The organism is Paenibacillus amylolyticus (genome assembly GCF_050990605.1).
GTDB lineage: Bacteria > Bacillota > Bacilli > Paenibacillales > Paenibacillaceae > Paenibacillus > Paenibacillus amylolyticus_H.
Map to the genome: position 1 here is coordinate 2,172,146 of NZ_CP158832.1, position 15,543 is coordinate 2,187,688.

The following is a 15,543-nucleotide window of genomic DNA, read 5'->3' on the forward strand; positions in this document are numbered from 1 at the left end:
GAAAAAGAAAGGAGTGTTTTACAATTGAAGAAATACAAACGAAGAGACGATGGTCTCCATCCCAGAGGAGTTGAGTGAAGTGCAGCATCGAATCAGACAAGCGGGTCTTCCTGATTGCAATGAAGTGGGACGATTGTTCAATGAGTACAGAATGTTCTACAACCAAAATGCTGACCTTGAGGCAGCACACCAGTATATTAAAGAACGAATGGAACGCCATGAATCGGTGATTTTGGTAGCAGAAAATCCAATCTCAAATGGCCTGAATTACACCGGATTCGTTCAGCTGTATCCCAGTTTCAGTTCGGTATCGATGGGGCCTGTCTGGGTGCTTAATGATTTATTTGTGCATTCTGATTATCGTCAGCAAGGCATTGCAAGGAAGCTGCTGCAAGCAGCCAAGCGATTGGCATCTGAGCGTGGCGTACTTCGGATATCACTCTCGACTGAGTTAAACAACACGCAAGCGCAAGCTTTGTATGAGTCCGAAGGATATGCACAGGATACCAAATTCATGTATTATGAACTTAATGTATAGGAATTGAATGGCAGGCTCGTGTCATCGGTGAACAGGGAGGGGAATCGCAACATGATGCAGTGGATTGCCATGATCACGATGTTAATTGATCATATAGGGGCTGTCTTTTTTCCACATATTATAGAACTGAGGATCATAGGTCGTATCGCTTTTCCAATCTATGCTTTTGCAGTGTATATCGGTTATAAACATACACGAGACGTACAAAAATACATATGGCGGCTGTTCTGGATCGCAATCATATCACAGGTGCCGTTCATGGCTGCGTTTAATCATTATTCTCTGAACGTGGTATGGACATTGTGGTCAGCCCTGTTGGTACTATTTGTTATTGATAAATTGCCATCCAAACTACTGGGGATTCCGATTGTAATTGGAGCAGGTTGGTTCATGGAAATTAGCCAAATGGATTACGGGATGTACGGGTTGTTATTGGTTCTGTTATTCCGTTATTTTCAGGGTCCTGTGCTTGTCGTGGCACATGTGTTGTTAAATGCACTATATCTTCTGCTGCATAACAGCTCTGTGCAAATGTATAGTGTGCTCGCAACCGTCGGCATTGCTATTGCTCAATATTACCAAGCGGGATTCCGTATGAAGGGGCCACGTTGGGTCTGGCGTTATTTCTATCCAGCTCATCTTGCCATCATTGCAATTATCCGATGGGTCTAAAAGAATGATCCAGTAATGTGAATTGAAGCAAAAAAGCCACCTTCTCGTCAGTGAATGACGATGAAGGTGGCTTCTCTGTATTCAATGTAAACTATTGCTAATGATAGAGTGAACTTACTCCATTGCTGTAGAAGTGCCATTATGGCGCCGAATTGCAGCGGGGAAATACCCAATCTGAACAGCGTAGTCTAACATGGCGGAGATGAAGCGATCATCTGTTTTTGCACATGAGATTCCGGCAGGTTCCACATAAGCCGTTGTGACAGGGCAAGCATAGACATATGCTGAATCCTTCGCACCGTCGCCTTCAAGCTGTGCAATAGCCAACTGAAGAGCTTCAGGCTCCTTGCTGATACTGGCATCGAATAACCAACGGGTATAATCCGCAAAAGGTAGTGTTTCAACTGCATAACCAGCCCGATTCACAGAACGGATCAGCTCATCATAGCGGATTGGCTCCGGATTACAGATGTGGAATACACGACCGGCAGTATCCTGACGCAAGGCCAGATGAACAATGGCTTCACTTGCATAGTTGATCGGTGTAAAATCAACCATCCAGTCAGCGGCTGGAGCCTTGCCGAGCAATAACATTGCTTTGATCATACGATAGAAGGCGTTGCTATCAATATTGGACTGGAAGCGCCCAGTTTCGGAGTGGCAAGTGAGATTGCCTGCACGATAGATGCTGACAGGTACCCCTTCTTCAGCGGCAATCATGAGCACTTTCTCGGCTTCAAGCTTACTGTCTGAATACAGGTTGTCCACATGCAAGTCAGCCGGGAACCGATCATATTGCAGGGAAGATTCCCATTGTCCGCTGAGTGCCAGATCTTCCGGAATACCCATCGTGGATACATGGTGGAAGGAAGCACCTGGTTTGCTGCGAATCAAGTCTAACAATGCGACCGTTCCTTCCACGTTTGTTTTGGCGAACTGATCAGCATCGCCAAAATGACGGACGTCCGCAGCGCAGTGAATGATACGGTCAATTCGATCCTGAACATAAGCCGTTTGTTCAGCGGACAGACCGAGATTAGGTTGTTCGAGATCCCCTTCAATAATCTCCACGCGAGTGGAGAGCTGGTCAGTCAGTTGTTTGCCGAAATAGCCTTCCAGCACGTTAGTCAAACGTTCCATTGCAGTTATTCCATTGGATGGTCGACGAACAAGGGTGTAGATTCGTGTACTGGAATTCAGAATTAACTGTTGCAGCACATGAGAGCCCAGATAACCAGTTGCCCCAGTCAGCAACACATGCTCAGGTTCACGAATGAGCGGATACCCCAACTGAGATGTTAGCTCCACAGGGTGTTCGGATAATTGAGTAATCATACCACCGGTCACCACTGAATCCGTATCTTCTGCAGCACTGAGAGACAATACTTCCACACGACGAGCGAGAGCGCGGACTGTTTTCTCGGCAAAGAAGTCGGCAATTTTCAATTGTGGATAATGTGGCTTCAGAATGACCAGTACATGAATGACCCGGAGTGAATCCCCACCGATATTGAAGAAGCTGTCTTCAACACCGAAGTCATCGTGCTGAAGGATTTCTTTCCATGCGTCGAGGATAATGGATTCCGTCTCCGTTTCTGGCATGACTCGGTCAGGACGATCTTCATGTCGTTCCACATGAGGCAGGGATACCATCGCTTTGCGATTGATTTTTCCAGTCGGTGCAATTGGCATTTCATCCAGCTGACAGATCCACTTCGGTACAAAATAAGAAGGGAGTTTCTCGGTTAGTGCTGCCTTAATGTCCGCAACAGAAAGGGTACTGCCATCTTTGGATGTAAAATACCCAACCAGCATATTCTGTCCATCCGATTCTTTTTTCGGAATGACAGCAACGTTCTGGATCTGATCAAGCCGTGCAAAGTGATCTTCAATCTCCCCGATCTCAATGCGGTGACCACGAATTTTTAGCTGCGAGTCACTGCGACCAACATATTCCAGCAACCCGGTATCCAGCAATTTGGCAATATCGCCAGACTTGTAGATTTTCTCACCTATCGCAAACGGGTTCTCAATGAATGCTTGCTCTGTACGTTCTGGCTGATTCAGATAACCTTTGGCCAGTGCAGGGGTAGCAATATATACCTCACCAGGTACACCTGCCGGACAGAGCTGTTGTTCTTCATTCACAATGTATACTTTGTAGTTATGAATCGGTTTACCGATGGGGATGTTCACCACATGTTCGGGGACCTGCTCACTGATGCGGTGAGTGGCTGTGGCTACTGTACATTCGGTAGGTCCGTACACATTAACAATATCAATCTGGTTTCCAAATTTGCGCTGGAAGGAACGAACCTGTTCACCATATAACGCTTCTCCGGCTACAGTAATGATTCTGACTTTGGCCAGCTTGTGGAAACCTTCATCGGATAAGTAGGAAGCAAGCTGATTGAAGAAAATCGTAGGCAGTATCGTAATGATGGTTGTTCCTGTCCGTTCAATTGCACTTGCGAATTCTTCAACGGATACACGTTCTTCCGCAGACAACAGATATAATTCTGCTCCATAGAACAAGGCGCCAATGGTATCCCACACAGATGCATCAAAGCTGTATGTAGCAAACTGGGTTAATACATCACCTGGTTTGATGTCACAATCACGCTGAACCACACTGCCAAGATTGGTTACACCCCGGTGGGCAATCAGTGCACCTTTGGGCTTACCGGTCGACCCTGACGTGTAGATAATATACGCAAGATCGTCTGGCTGAATATCCAGATTGGGGTTACTTGCTGCAAATCCGGCTAAACGACCATCCACAGAGAGAATCTGACGGACCGTAGCTATACTGGAGAACAAGCTGGAAGCTTGGGCATAAGAAGCCTCCGTTGTCAGCACGAATGAGGACGCCGTATCTTCCACGATATAACTGTTACGTTCTTGTGGATGCTCAGGGTCGATCGGAACATATGCACCACCTGCCTTCAGAATACCAAGCAGGGAGATGATCGTCTCCAGACTTCGATCCATAAAGATACTGACGAATTCACCTTTCTGCAATCCATTGGATAACAGAACACGTGCAACCTGATTAGCTCGTTCATTCAACTCTCTGTACGTATAACTTTTGGATGGCGATGTTATCGCTGGTGAATCCGGATATGCCGCTGCCGTTGCTTCGAACCAGCCATGAACCGTCTGATTCTCTGGTTCGAGAACAGAAGTATCATTCATTTCACGGTAAAGCAATCGATCTGAGGCGGAAAGAATATCTACCGTACCGATTGCCTTCTCACCGTCACGCAAAAGGGCGAGTAGAAGGGTCTGATAATATTCTGCATATCTCAGCACGGTAGACTCTTTCAACAGTGAACTATCATAGAACAGATCGAGGATGAGCAGGTTCTGATCATCTCGAACGTTCCAATTCAATATTTGAGGAGCTTGAGGCAACTGTACACTATTCAGCATAAAAAACGTTTCAGGGTATCCACCGTTTTGCAACGTGTATTCAATCTTGAGCTGCTCAGAAACCTGATGACACAGTTGGCTGAAGGTCAATTTTCCCTGAATCTGTAATGAAAGATAGGAAGCTGCCTGATCGGGGGAAAGTATACCTATGGCAAGTTCCTGTTCAGCTGACAATCGGAATAACAAGGCTGCATAAGCTGAGAGGAGTACCGGGTACACCATCTGTTCTCCATACTTCTGTTTAAGATCACGACTCAGAGAAGCATGTAATGTGATTTGAGCAGACTGATAAGAGAATGATTGTTGACGTCGCCCAAAATCCAGTGGAATCTGCAGAACGGGCAAGCTAGATTCCATGGAATGGGTAGAAGATGGTTGGTTTTCAATCACTTCAGTTATTCCTCCTTGGTTCAAACCGAATGTTTGTGGATTTGAATTATTGTTTGCTTACATTGAAATGAGAGATCAGTTCTTGCAGTTCCTCAGACATGCTGTTAAGGCGTGTGGAGGAGTCTACCAGTGTAATCAACGATGCTTTTTGCTCATCAACAGATGAGGAAATTTGTTCACTGCTGTTTGCTGTCTTGCTTACGCTTGAAGACAAGTCCTCTGCTGTAGCTGTCATTTCTTCCGTACCCGCAGAGATTTCTTCCGTCGCGCTGGATACTTCCTGAATCTGATTAGATACTTTTTTGGCCGCTTCTAAAATATCTTCGAACAGTTGCCCTGTTTGATCGGCTACGTTTAGCCCTGTATCTACTTCTGACGTACCTTGTTCCATAGCACGTACAGCTTGTTTGATTCCAGCTTGAATCTCTTGGATCAGTACGCCAACCTGGCTGGTCGCTTGTTCAGACTGCTCGGCAAGTTTGCGTACTTCACCTGCAACAACTGCAAATCCTCTTCCTTCTTCACCAACACGTGCTGCTTCGATGGAGGCATTAAGGGCAAGCAAGTTGGTCTGGCTGGAAATGCCCGAGATGATATTGAGGATATCACCGATTTCCTGTGAACGACTCTCCAGAACCTCAATGGCAGAAGCGGTATTCTTCACCGATTCCGTAATCAGATTCATCTGTTCGGAGACCTGACGGACAACGCTGTTACCTTGTTGTGAACGACGTTCCATTTCATAGGCTTCATCCGCTACACTTGCCGAACTGCTGGCAATCGTCTGGATTACGGTAGCCATCTCGGCCATGGCACGTGCACTATCCCGGGTCGCCTGTTCCTGTGAACGAATATTTGAAGTGATTTGAGTCACGTTGTTATTGATAGAATCTGCATTTTCACTATTTCGTTCGGAAACCTCATAGAGTTCTTTGGCAGATTGATTCACTTCTTGTGATGTGATTTGCACTTTAACAATAGTATCGTTGATTTTGCGAACCATGGTGTTGAACTTCTCATTCACGAGTCCCAGATCGTCTTTGCCTGTCGGAATGTTGACATTCAAATTACCCCGACTGACGTCATCAATTCCTTTGATCAAGTGACGGATAGGGGAGAGTGTGTTTTTAACGACAAGGTATTGGATAATCAGGAATAACAGCAAGAAGGCCACAAGGATGATAATTCCGTTTTTGAGCAAGGAGTTAAGTCCTGCGGGTACGGCAGATGCATCTGCATCAATGGCAAAATAGGAGAAAATCTTACCGTTACTGTCTTTGATTGGATATGCAATGGTTGTCCATGTTCCGAAATCATCGGAATAGAATGTGGTGAATGTTGGGCGATCTGTATTAAGCATTTCTTTCAGTGCATTGGCTACAACGACCGGCTGCTCATACATGTCACCAATATTTACGTTCTCACTTTGAAAAGCCTCTCTTAGGTTGGTCGGCATCGCTACAAGGGAAGTTAATCTCTTGTTATCGCCACCGAGCTCAACACCGAAGATGTAGGCTTGTGCAATGTTAGGATAATATTCTTGCATTTCATCGAAATACGCTCGTAATTTCGTTTGTGTTGCTCCATCATAGCTACCTTCCGCAATAGCAGCTTGTACCTCGGCAGGATTGATATCTTCAGCCCATTTCTTGGTGATTTGTTCCACCTGTCCATGCAGTTGATCAACAAGAACTGTTTTCTGAAAATAGTAACTGCTTGCGATAAGTGCTACCCCGATGATAACGATATTGGTAAATGAGAGTAACAAATTTTTGGAGAAAAACGACATGCTTTTCCAACTTAATGATTTCACTAAATTCCACTCCTGATCTTCTTTAAATTAAGAAACTTTAGTGTTGCTTTGGTACAGTGAACTAGATCATTCCGTGATCCCCTCCAAAGGAAATTTATGCGACCATGGTCTTGGTTTATCAGTCGCTTTCGTAGAGACTTATGTACCGTATGAACCATAGGTGTCTAATTATTAAAACACATCTATAATTAATATGTCGTATAAAATGTCGTTAAATTGAATAGTAACGTTAAATTTTTTTTAATATTTTACGTATTTATGGACATATCAGATGGTTTATAGGTATTTAGAACTGTTTATTTTAAAATTTCCCATTTTTTAGCTCTATTCTGTATTCTATAACATGGTGGGTAAAAATACATCCTTCAACAAAACAAAAATAGGATGACAAAGATGCAACAGAAGGCACGGATATACATCGGAAGCGGTTTTATCTATAATAACTACATATGCATTTCTCAAATTATGAGCAGCGGGGGTTTATAGATGAATCTTAAACAGATAGCAGCAGAGCGTGCGGCAGAATATGTTGAAGATGGAATGAAGGTTGGATTGGGTACAGGTTCAACAGCTTATTATGCCATCTGCCGAATCGGTGAGCGGGTACGTGACGGATTGAACATTCAAGCGGTTGCCACTTCAGAGGCTTCGGACAAGCTTGCCCGTGAATGGGGGATTCCCATCGTCCCATTCGACCAGATTGGACGTCTGGATCTGACCATTGATGGCGCTGATGAAGTAGATCCCGATTTTAACCTGATTAAAGGCGGTGGGGGGGCTCTTTTGCGCGAGAAAATCGTGGCGGCCAATAGTGACAAATTGATTATTGTAGCGGATGGCAGCAAAGCCGTGCAAAAGTTGGGAAAATTCCCGCTTCCCGTTGAGGTTGTTCCATTTGCTTCTGAGTGGACCTTCCAGGCGCTCGAAAAATTGGGGTGTCAACCACATTGGCGGATGGATGGACAGCAACGTTATCTGACAGATAACGGAAACCTGATAGCGGATTGCCACTTGGAGGCGATTGAGCACGCTGCTGACCTTAATGTTCAATTGAACATGTTACCAGGTGTGGTTGATAACGGGCTATTTGTTGATATGGCTAGTACAGTCATTCTTGCCAATGCGGACGGAAGTATCGAAGAGCTTCATCGTTCTTAATATGGAAGTGGGGGCTTTTCATCGTATGAAAGAACTACCAATCGTTGATGGAGAACTTGTACTCAGGTGTGTAGAGAAACAGGATCTGAAAGAACTCTATGAATTGATCTACAGTGATGACGAACCTGAATGGAAGCAATGGGATGCACCCTATTACCCACTTAAACACGAAAGTTATGAAAGTTTCGAACAAGGTATGCTCAAACGTATGTACGTAGATCCAGGCGATTCCAAACCCGTATCGATCCGTATTATTGAATCCGACAGACAAATTGTGGGTACAATCAGCTATTACATAGAAGATGAGTTATCCATGTGGCTGGAAATGGGGATTGTAATATACAGATCTGTCCAGTGGGGACGCGGGGTTGGCACACGCTCACTTGTCATGTGGTCAAGTCATTTGTTCGAACAGCTGCCTTTGGTTCGGGTTGGATTGACTACTTGGTCTGGTAATGAACGAATGATGCGTGCGGCAGTGAAAGCCGGATTACAGGTGGAGGGGCGAATGCGGAAGTGTCGTATCGTTCGCGGGCAGTACTATGATTCAATTCGTATGGGAATGCTCCGTGAGGAGTGGGAGCAGAAGCTGACCCCTCATACGAGCCGAAATGTAAACAACTGATGGAGGATTATTGAAATGCTGAACACGGAGGACAACCGGGAACTGTCTTTACAATTATTCGTGGTTCTTGTTCGGGCCTACAATTCTGTGACCTCACGTTCCAATCGGGACATCCAGAGTCACGGACTGAATACGACAGAATTTGGTGTGCTTGATTTGTTATATCATAAGGGACCGCAGGCATTGCAAAAGATTGGTGAAAAAGTGCTAATGTCCAGTGGTAATATTACGTACGTTGTAGATAAGTTGCAAAATAAAAATCTGCTGTTTCGTCGACCATCCAAGGAAGATCGGCGTGTCATTTATGCGGAGTTAACCGATGAAGGAAGAGAATTGTTCACACAAATATTTCCTCAACACCATCAGGTCATCATTGATGCTTTGGAAGGACTCGATCCTTCCGAGAAAGTGGATGCGATTCGGATGTTGAAGAAGCTGGGACTGGCGGCAGAAGGGAAAACTGACTTGCGTTCATAACGCAGGTCAGTTTTTTTGTGGAACTCGAAAAGTACAGGCTTATACTGGCTGACTGACTTGCAAGGCCCTTCATAATATAGGAAGATTGTTCTATACATTCATCGTGTGTAAAACATGATCATCCAAAGTTCATGTATAATAGAACAGAGCGATTAGGAACGGAATGGCAGGTTTTGATCAAGTTGAAGAACCTATCCCAATTGCAAGTTGGTTCACATCGATCTCATTCTGGATTAGTCACGAATGATGATGGAGATGTGATGCGGGTAGAGGAGAGGTGCATCGATGAGTCATCAGGAAGCAGGCGAACGTTTACTCCAGGAATCGGGGGACTTAGCTGATAAAATAACGGAGAAACAGTATCTTAGACAGCCCGATTTACTTGAGCGATTTGGTGAGAACGGCAAAATGCGAACCAAACAGGATTCCCAGTATAGCTTGAACTATTTGGCAGAAAGTGTGCTCGTACAGAGTCCAGGTCTATTTACGCATTATATTGCCTGGCTGAAAGTTCTACTTGAAGGTTATAAGGTATCACCAGAAGACCTGGCGATTAATCTCAATCTCATCAAAGAGACGTTGGAAGAAGAATTTGACCATCCGTCAAAGGAGCTTCTGCTCAAATATTTGGAGATGGGAATATACAGAACAACACACATGGAGTCACAGGCGGGTTACATCAACGAATCCATGCCATATGGAAATGCCGCACAATCGTACTTGCAGTGTTTGCTTGAGAATAAACGGAAAGACGCCTTCGAGATCATTGAAGCCCAGTTGGAAGCTGGGGTGACGATTCGTGATATATATCGATATATCTTTCAGCCCACCCAATATGAAATTGGACGATTGTGGCAATGCCATCGGATCAGTGTGGGGCAAGAACACTTTTGTACAGCAGCGACCCAGTCATTCATATCACGTCTCTATTCTCGCTGGTTGATTCATTCGGGTCAGGATAAAAAACTAGTGGCTACCTGTGTAGGCAGTGAACAACATGAGATCGGACTGCGTATGCTCACCGATGTGTTCGAGATGGAAGGTTGGGATACGCACTATCTGGGAGCCAATGTTCCTAATGGAAGTGTAGTAGAGGCTATAGAGCGCCATCAGGGTGATGTTGTTGCGATTTCAGTTACGATGACGTATCACCTTCATCTGGCCAAAGAATTGATTCAACTGATTCGTCATCATCCGGCAACGGCACATGTGAAGATTATGGTTGGGGGATATCCTTTTAATATTGATCAGGATTTGTGGAAAACGATAGGAGCCGACGGTTATGCCCCGGGAGCCGATGAGGCAGTTGCGGTTGCAGAACAATTATTGGCTCAGCCAGCTACATGCAATCATCTGGATATGGTCAGGGATTAGGAGAGGGATGATGTGATGTCTAATGAGAACGGAGAGATACAGAGGTTACGCAGAACGATTGAGCAGTTATCGGATCAGATGATCCGGAGTAAAGAGCAAGAGGAACGGATACTCGCGGAATTCTCGGATATGAACAATGAACTGGTAACACTCCAGCGTCTGCTTGCGAAGAACAATAACAGTCTTGAAGCTGCACGTCAGCAGGCAGTAGATGCAGGGGAATCCAAAAACGCATTTATTGCAGGCATCAGTCATGATTTTCGTACGCCTTTAAATGGCATATTGGGGATGGCTGAGATGCTTAAGCTGTCCCCCTTGTCTGATGAACAGGAGACTTCGGTTTCCGTTATACAGGATGCTGCCAAACTGCTACTTAAGTTGATTCAGGATCTTCTGGATCTATCCAAACTTGAGGCGGGTCAGATGCGGCTTGAACGGGGAGAAGTGGATCTGCAAGAGACGATAAACTATATTGTTCGTTTGCTCGAACCCCAAGTCAGAAAGAACGGAAATCAGTTATCGATAGACTGTGACCCCAGAATCTCTACTCTTCTTGAAGGGGATTCAACGAGGATTACACAGATACTGATCAATCTAATTCAGAATGCGAACAAATTCACATCAGAAGGTACGGTGCGGATACGAGTCACCCTTATGAAAGATGATGAGATCACACAAATGATCCGATTTGAAGTCGAAGATACGGGGATTGGTATCTCGGAAGAAGATCAGAACCAGTTATTTCAACCCTACATGCAAACTGAACGAGGACGCTCAAGTGAGTATGGAGGAACAGGCCTTGGATTATCGATCTGCAGGTCGCTCGTTACACTGATGGAAGGTCAGATTGGAGTAGACAGTCAGGAGGGTGAAGGATCAACATTCTGGTTTGAACTTACACTTGGCAAAAAAAACGTTAATCAGGCCGTGAATGAGTCTGCTACCTCCACTCCAGAGTATCAGAGGGAGGCTATGCATGATGAAACTGCTTCTGTATCCGTATTACTGGCCGATGATAATGTCATCAACCGGCAGCTTGTTATGCTGCAGCTCAAAAAGCTGGGAATAACCCAAGTGGACGCTGTAGTGAATGGGGAAGAGGCCGTTGCAGCTTTTCACAGCAAAAAATACAGTTTGATCCTCATGGACTATATGATGCCATTGATGGACGGTTTGGAGGCAACACGCAAAATCCGCTCGATCGAAATGGACGAAATGCGCCGTACCACACCAATTATTGCAATGACAGGTAATGTCATGCAGGGAGAGAAAGACAAGTGTATGGAAGCCGGGATGAATGACTTTATTGGCAAACCCTTTACGCTAGAAATTCTGAGTAAGATGATTGAGAAGTGGCAGCAATCCTCCGAACCAACAGAGGTACTGAATATGAGCATCGTACATGAGATTGCGGAATTAAACACCGATGGCGATCGTACACTCCTTGGTATGTTGTTGGACATGTATCGTACCGATACACCTGGCAAGATTGAGGTGCTGCGCAGACATATTGTGTCCGGCGACCATGTTGCTGCAACCGAGGTAGCCCATGATCTGAAATCAGGGAGTTTGAGTCTGGGGATTCGTTATTTATCAACTTTGTTTGCCCGAATAGAGCAGTTTGCAAAGGAAGGTCAATCACGGAAAGCAGAACCTTTGCTGGATGCTTTGTTACCCGCCTATCAAGCAGCATGTGCGTCACTGCAACAAGTAAGTAAAGATTGAAGATATCTTAATAAGGAAAGAGGGTAGGACCCGTTCATGTTATTCTACGTACTTTCAGCACTGATACTGATCCTTTTTTCTCTTCTGTGGACAGGTGGGCTTTATTTTTTCAAAACCGCCATTCGGCGTACGCCAAAAACGTTTTTGGTGGATAATCCGAATCTGATGCCTGAACCGGACAATGAAATCATCAGCAGTGCTTCCGATCTGAAGTGGCTTGATGCTCAGCTTATTGAAATTGAAGAGGTGTCTCTTCAATCGCATGATGGATTAAGACTGCATGGTACATGGCTTAGTTCCAATAAGGGATCAGATCAGACGGTTATTCTGGCACATGGTTATTCGGGTAGAGGCAGAGAAATGGCTGGATTCGCCCGGTTTTATGCGGAAAAGCACGGTTATAACATACTCATGCCAGATGATCGAGGTCATGGACAGAGTGAAGGTGATATTATCGGTTTTGGCTGGTTAGATCGGAAGGATTATGTCCAGTGGACCAACTGGGTGCTTGAAAAAGTAGGTACAACAGGGGAAATCATATTACACGGCATATCCATGGGAGGGGCAACCGTACTGATGGCAGGTGGTGAAGCCCTGCCGAACCAGGTTAAAGCGATTGTGTCTGATTGTGCGTATACATCCGTGGAAGAAGAACTGACGTTCCAGTTAAAGCAATTATACAAGCTTCCTGCATTTCCGTTTATACCTGTCACAAGTCTGATCTCCCGGTGGAAAGCAGGGTATTCCTTCAGAGAGGCTTCGGCTCTCAAGCAGCTTGCCAAAGTTAATGTTCCCGTGTTATTCATCCACGGTGAGGCTGATACGTTTGTACCAACGGAAATGGTGTACAGGTTGTATGAAGCTTGCCCAACCAAAAAGGAATTGCTGACCGTCCCCCGTGCGGGTCATGGCACAGCGTTTCAAGTCGATCGCACCGGATACGAGGCGGCACTGGAATCCTTTATGAAAAAGAATCTGTCGTCTGCTTTTAATTGATTTTTTTGTGACAATCTGGGTATTAAGTAGAATGCAAATCATTTTCTAATTGATGGGGGTGTCTTGATGGGAAACGAACAATTTGAGGCTGCGCGAAAAGCAGAGGCTGGTTATCATTCCAATTTCTATCAGAAAAATGAATTATTCGCCTCTGGTACCTGGATGTCGAGGCCCATGCCTATGGTGATGGATATGCTGGAACGTCTACTTGCTCACAAGGAGGAATTGCGTGTCCTCGATCTGGGATGCGGAGTGGGAAGGCATACGATACCGATTGCACAGCGTCTTGCAAAAACGAACAGTGAAGTCATCGGTGTGGATTTGCTGGACGAGGCTATAGATGGACTTCGCAAGTATGCGAAAGAATATCAGGTTGATCATCTCGTGCAGGCAGTGAAAGCAGATGTTGAACATTATGCTGTGGAGCCAAACTATTTTGATTATATTGCTGCTTGTTCTTGTCTCGAACATGTTTCGAATAAACAAGCTTTTATGGAAGCACTAGAGCGATTACAAGCGGGAACTCGAACAGGTGGCATTCATTGTATTACGATGAGTACCAATGTGGAGGAGAAAGAGATCAATACAGGCAAGGAGATTGAGCCATTAATTGAACTGAACTTGTCGACAGTTGAAGCGATCGCTTTGCTGGAGGATGCCTACAAAGGCTGGAATATTCTGCTCCAGGAACATGTTACACAAACGATTGAAGAGGAAAAGTATGATGAACCGACACAATTTCGTTGTGAACTGCTTCGTTTTGCTGTGCAAAAGCAATAAGTTCGCTGCCGGTGCCTGGTAAAGCCCAGGCACTTTTATTGTTCAAGCAAGTGGGGAGGAGATAGTCAAGGATGAATACATATGTGATTGGGATGGATGGAGGAGGGAGCCGCACCCGTGTGGCTGTCGCCGATCAGTATGGAAGGCTGTTATCCTATGTGCAAAAGGGAGGATGCAATCGTTATCATGACATCCATGCGGAGCAAAATGTGTTGGAAGGTATCGATGAGGCCATAACACAGGCTGGACTCAAGCCAGATCAGATCGGCTCTATACAGGCAGGGATGGCCGGTCTGAATAAGCCTGAAGATACGCTTTGGGCTGAAGCATTAATTGCTCGAACCGGGATTACAGGCAGAATCAGTGCGGTAAACGATACGCACATCGCACATACAGCGGCCTTCGACGGTGAGCCAGGTATCGTCGCCATTGGAGGTACAGGCTCTCTGATCCTTGGCAGAACGGAACAGGGCGCTTGGCTCCGTAACGATCAGTTCGGTCATTATGCGCCGACAGCAGCACGGTTTTTGGCTTATGACACGGTGCATTTCATCCTCGCGGGACGTTATGAGTTGCAGGATCAAGAATGGATTGAGCAGGTGTTAAAATATTGGAATGTTTCCTCAATTCGAGAGCTTGCTGCGCTGGGGATAGCCGGTTTTGCCGAAAATACACAGGCGACCAACCGGAAGTTTGGTCAGATGGCGTCTATGGTGACTGAAGCTGCTGATCGGAATATTCCCCTCGCAGTTAGGGTGTGCGACTCGGCTGCGGAAACGGCTGTTGTGGGAATCCTCATGCTGGCAACCTGTTTCGATCAGCCAATGGTATCCATGGCGATGACTGGAAGTTGTCTGAGTTCACCATATATGGTGGGGGCAGTGCAGAAAGGGCTGGATGCTGCCTATAAGCCTGAAGGGAAAAGAATTCAATACATAACCAGTAACTTGCCGGCAGTTGGGGGCGCACTGCTGGATGCCTATCATTTGGCGCAGATCAACATATCGGATAACATCCCGACTATGCTTCAATCGGAGCTGAATCGGCATACGACTTGAACTTTTAGAGGTTAACGACTACAATACGATAACGGAAACAAGCAAGGTATAGGAGGAATAAGGGTGTTAATTAATTTGAAATCACGCATAGAAGAGCCGGTAGTGCAGGAGCTGTTATCTTACTCGGTCTTTCCTGATCCGGATCATCTGAAACGTGCGTTGAAACAATATGTAGAGAATGACAAACTGTGTCTGGCCGGATACGAAGCAGAGGAGCAATTGATTGGTCTGGTCGGTTATGAGCATACTGGTTCCAGCGAGATTACCATCCACCATATTGCGGTTCTGCCGGAGAATCGATTCAAAAATTATGGTCGGGGCATGATTTCACAACTGCTGGAAAAATACAATCCTGATACTTTGATTGCAGAGACCGAGCTGGATGCCGTGGAGTTTTACCGGAATACGGGATTCGTCGTATATAGTCTGGGCGAACTGTATCCAGGTGTAGAGCGGTTTCGTTGTGTGCTTGAAAAAGAGGAAGATACAAACGAAGAGTAATACT

13 protein-coding genes are annotated in these 15,543 nt (G+C 45.4%); 11 read left to right on the forward strand and 2 right to left on the reverse strand.

Annotated features, from left to right (window positions below; all coding sequences use genetic code 11):
• The first annotated feature begins 79 nt into the window (after nucleotides 1-79).
• Both ABTV53_RS09985 and ABTV53_RS09990 read left to right on the forward strand, forming a co-directional pair.
• Nucleotides 80-538, forward strand: a complete 459-nt coding sequence (locus ABTV53_RS09985) for a GNAT family N-acetyltransferase (protein ID WP_433752664.1) — start codon at nucleotides 80-82, stop codon at nucleotides 536-538.
• Nucleotides 539-589: 51 nt separating this feature from the next.
• Nucleotides 590-1,210, forward strand: a complete 621-nt coding sequence (locus ABTV53_RS09990) for a TraX family protein (protein ID WP_433752665.1) — start codon at nucleotides 590-592, stop codon at nucleotides 1,208-1,210.
• A gap of 114 nt (nucleotides 1,211-1,324) precedes the next feature.
• On the opposite strand, the gene ABTV53_RS09995 is transcribed toward ABTV53_RS09990, so the two are convergent.
• The gene (locus ABTV53_RS09995) at nucleotides 1,325-5,032 is read right to left on the reverse strand and encodes an amino acid adenylation domain-containing protein (RefSeq protein ID WP_433752667.1); all 3,708 of its coding nucleotides are present in this window, start codon (nucleotides 5,030-5,032) and stop codon (nucleotides 1,325-1,327) included.
• A gap of 46 nt (nucleotides 5,033-5,078) precedes the next feature.
• On the reverse strand, nucleotides 5,079-6,821 hold the full coding sequence (locus ABTV53_RS10000; protein WP_433754142.1) for a methyl-accepting chemotaxis protein: 1,743 nt from the start codon (nucleotides 6,819-6,821) through the stop codon (nucleotides 5,079-5,081).
• A gap of 510 nt (nucleotides 6,822-7,331) precedes the next feature.
• Here ABTV53_RS10000 and rpiA point away from each other — a divergent pair.
• From rpiA to ABTV53_RS10045, 9 genes are all read left to right on the forward strand, one after another.
• The gene (gene rpiA, locus ABTV53_RS10005; RefSeq protein ID WP_433752669.1) at nucleotides 7,332-8,003 is read left to right on the forward strand and encodes a ribose-5-phosphate isomerase RpiA; all 672 of its coding nucleotides are present in this window, start codon (nucleotides 7,332-7,334) and stop codon (nucleotides 8,001-8,003) included.
• Between the two features lie 25 nt (nucleotides 8,004-8,028).
• On the forward strand, nucleotides 8,029-8,628 hold the full coding sequence (locus ABTV53_RS10010) for a GNAT family N-acetyltransferase (protein ID WP_433752671.1): 600 nt from the start codon (nucleotides 8,029-8,031) through the stop codon (nucleotides 8,626-8,628).
• A 15-nt stretch (nucleotides 8,629-8,643) separates the two neighbouring features.
• Nucleotides 8,644-9,105 carry a MarR family winged helix-turn-helix transcriptional regulator gene (locus tag ABTV53_RS10015; RefSeq protein WP_339241344.1) on the forward strand — a complete coding sequence of 154 codons (462 nt, stop codon included), beginning with the start codon at nucleotides 8,644-8,646 and terminating at the stop codon, nucleotides 9,103-9,105.
• Nucleotides 9,106-9,390: 285 nt separating this feature from the next.
• The gene (locus tag ABTV53_RS10020; protein WP_433752673.1) at nucleotides 9,391-10,479 is read left to right on the forward strand and encodes a cobalamin B12-binding domain-containing protein; all 1,089 of its coding nucleotides are present in this window, start codon (nucleotides 9,391-9,393) and stop codon (nucleotides 10,477-10,479) included.
• Nucleotides 10,480-10,494: 15 nt separating this feature from the next.
• The gene (locus ABTV53_RS10025) at nucleotides 10,495-12,204 is read left to right on the forward strand and encodes an ATP-binding protein (RefSeq protein ID WP_433752675.1); all 1,710 of its coding nucleotides are present in this window, start codon (nucleotides 10,495-10,497) and stop codon (nucleotides 12,202-12,204) included.
• A gap of 36 nt (nucleotides 12,205-12,240) precedes the next feature.
• Nucleotides 12,241-13,200, forward strand: coding sequence for an alpha/beta hydrolase (locus ABTV53_RS10030; RefSeq protein WP_433752677.1), 960 nt, complete (start codon nucleotides 12,241-12,243; stop codon nucleotides 13,198-13,200).
• A gap of 66 nt (nucleotides 13,201-13,266) precedes the next feature.
• Nucleotides 13,267-13,980, forward strand: coding sequence for a class I SAM-dependent methyltransferase (locus ABTV53_RS10035; protein WP_433752679.1), 714 nt, complete (start codon nucleotides 13,267-13,269; stop codon nucleotides 13,978-13,980).
• Between the two features lie 71 nt (nucleotides 13,981-14,051).
• A complete protein-coding gene (locus ABTV53_RS10040; RefSeq protein ID WP_433752680.1) occupies nucleotides 14,052-15,038 on the forward strand; it encodes a BadF/BadG/BcrA/BcrD ATPase family protein in 987 nt (328 codons plus the stop codon).
• Nucleotides 15,039-15,101: 63 nt separating this feature from the next.
• Complete coding sequence (locus tag ABTV53_RS10045; RefSeq protein WP_433752682.1) at nucleotides 15,102-15,539, forward strand: GNAT family N-acetyltransferase; 438 nt, start codon at nucleotides 15,102-15,104, stop codon at nucleotides 15,537-15,539.
• Nucleotides 15,540-15,543: the final 4 nt, after the last annotated feature.

Coding starts and splice junctions, on each gene's coding strand:
- ABTV53_RS10035 (WP_433752679.1), top strand. CDS start 13,267: ATGGGAAACGAACAATTTGAGGCTGCGCGAAAAGCAGAGGCTGGTTAT.
- ABTV53_RS10025 (WP_433752675.1), top strand. CDS start 10,495: ATGTCTAATGAGAACGGAGAGATACAGAGGTTACGCAGAACGATTGAG.
- ABTV53_RS10010 (WP_433752671.1), top strand. CDS start 8,029: ATGAAAGAACTACCAATCGTTGATGGAGAACTTGTACTCAGGTGTGTA.
- ABTV53_RS10000 (WP_433754142.1), bottom strand. CDS start 6,821: ATGTCGTTTTTCTCCAAAAATTTGTTACTCTCATTTACCAATATCGTT.
- rpiA (WP_433752669.1), top strand. CDS start 7,332: ATGAATCTTAAACAGATAGCAGCAGAGCGTGCGGCAGAATATGTTGAA.
- ABTV53_RS10020 (WP_433752673.1), top strand. CDS start 9,391: ATGAGTCATCAGGAAGCAGGCGAACGTTTACTCCAGGAATCGGGGGAC.
- ABTV53_RS09990 (WP_433752665.1), top strand. CDS start 590: ATGATGCAGTGGATTGCCATGATCACGATGTTAATTGATCATATAGGG.
- ABTV53_RS10040 (WP_433752680.1), top strand. CDS start 14,052: ATGAATACATATGTGATTGGGATGGATGGAGGAGGGAGCCGCACCCGT.
- ABTV53_RS10030 (WP_433752677.1), top strand. CDS start 12,241: ATGTTATTCTACGTACTTTCAGCACTGATACTGATCCTTTTTTCTCTT.
- ABTV53_RS10015 (WP_339241344.1), top strand. CDS start 8,644: ATGCTGAACACGGAGGACAACCGGGAACTGTCTTTACAATTATTCGTG.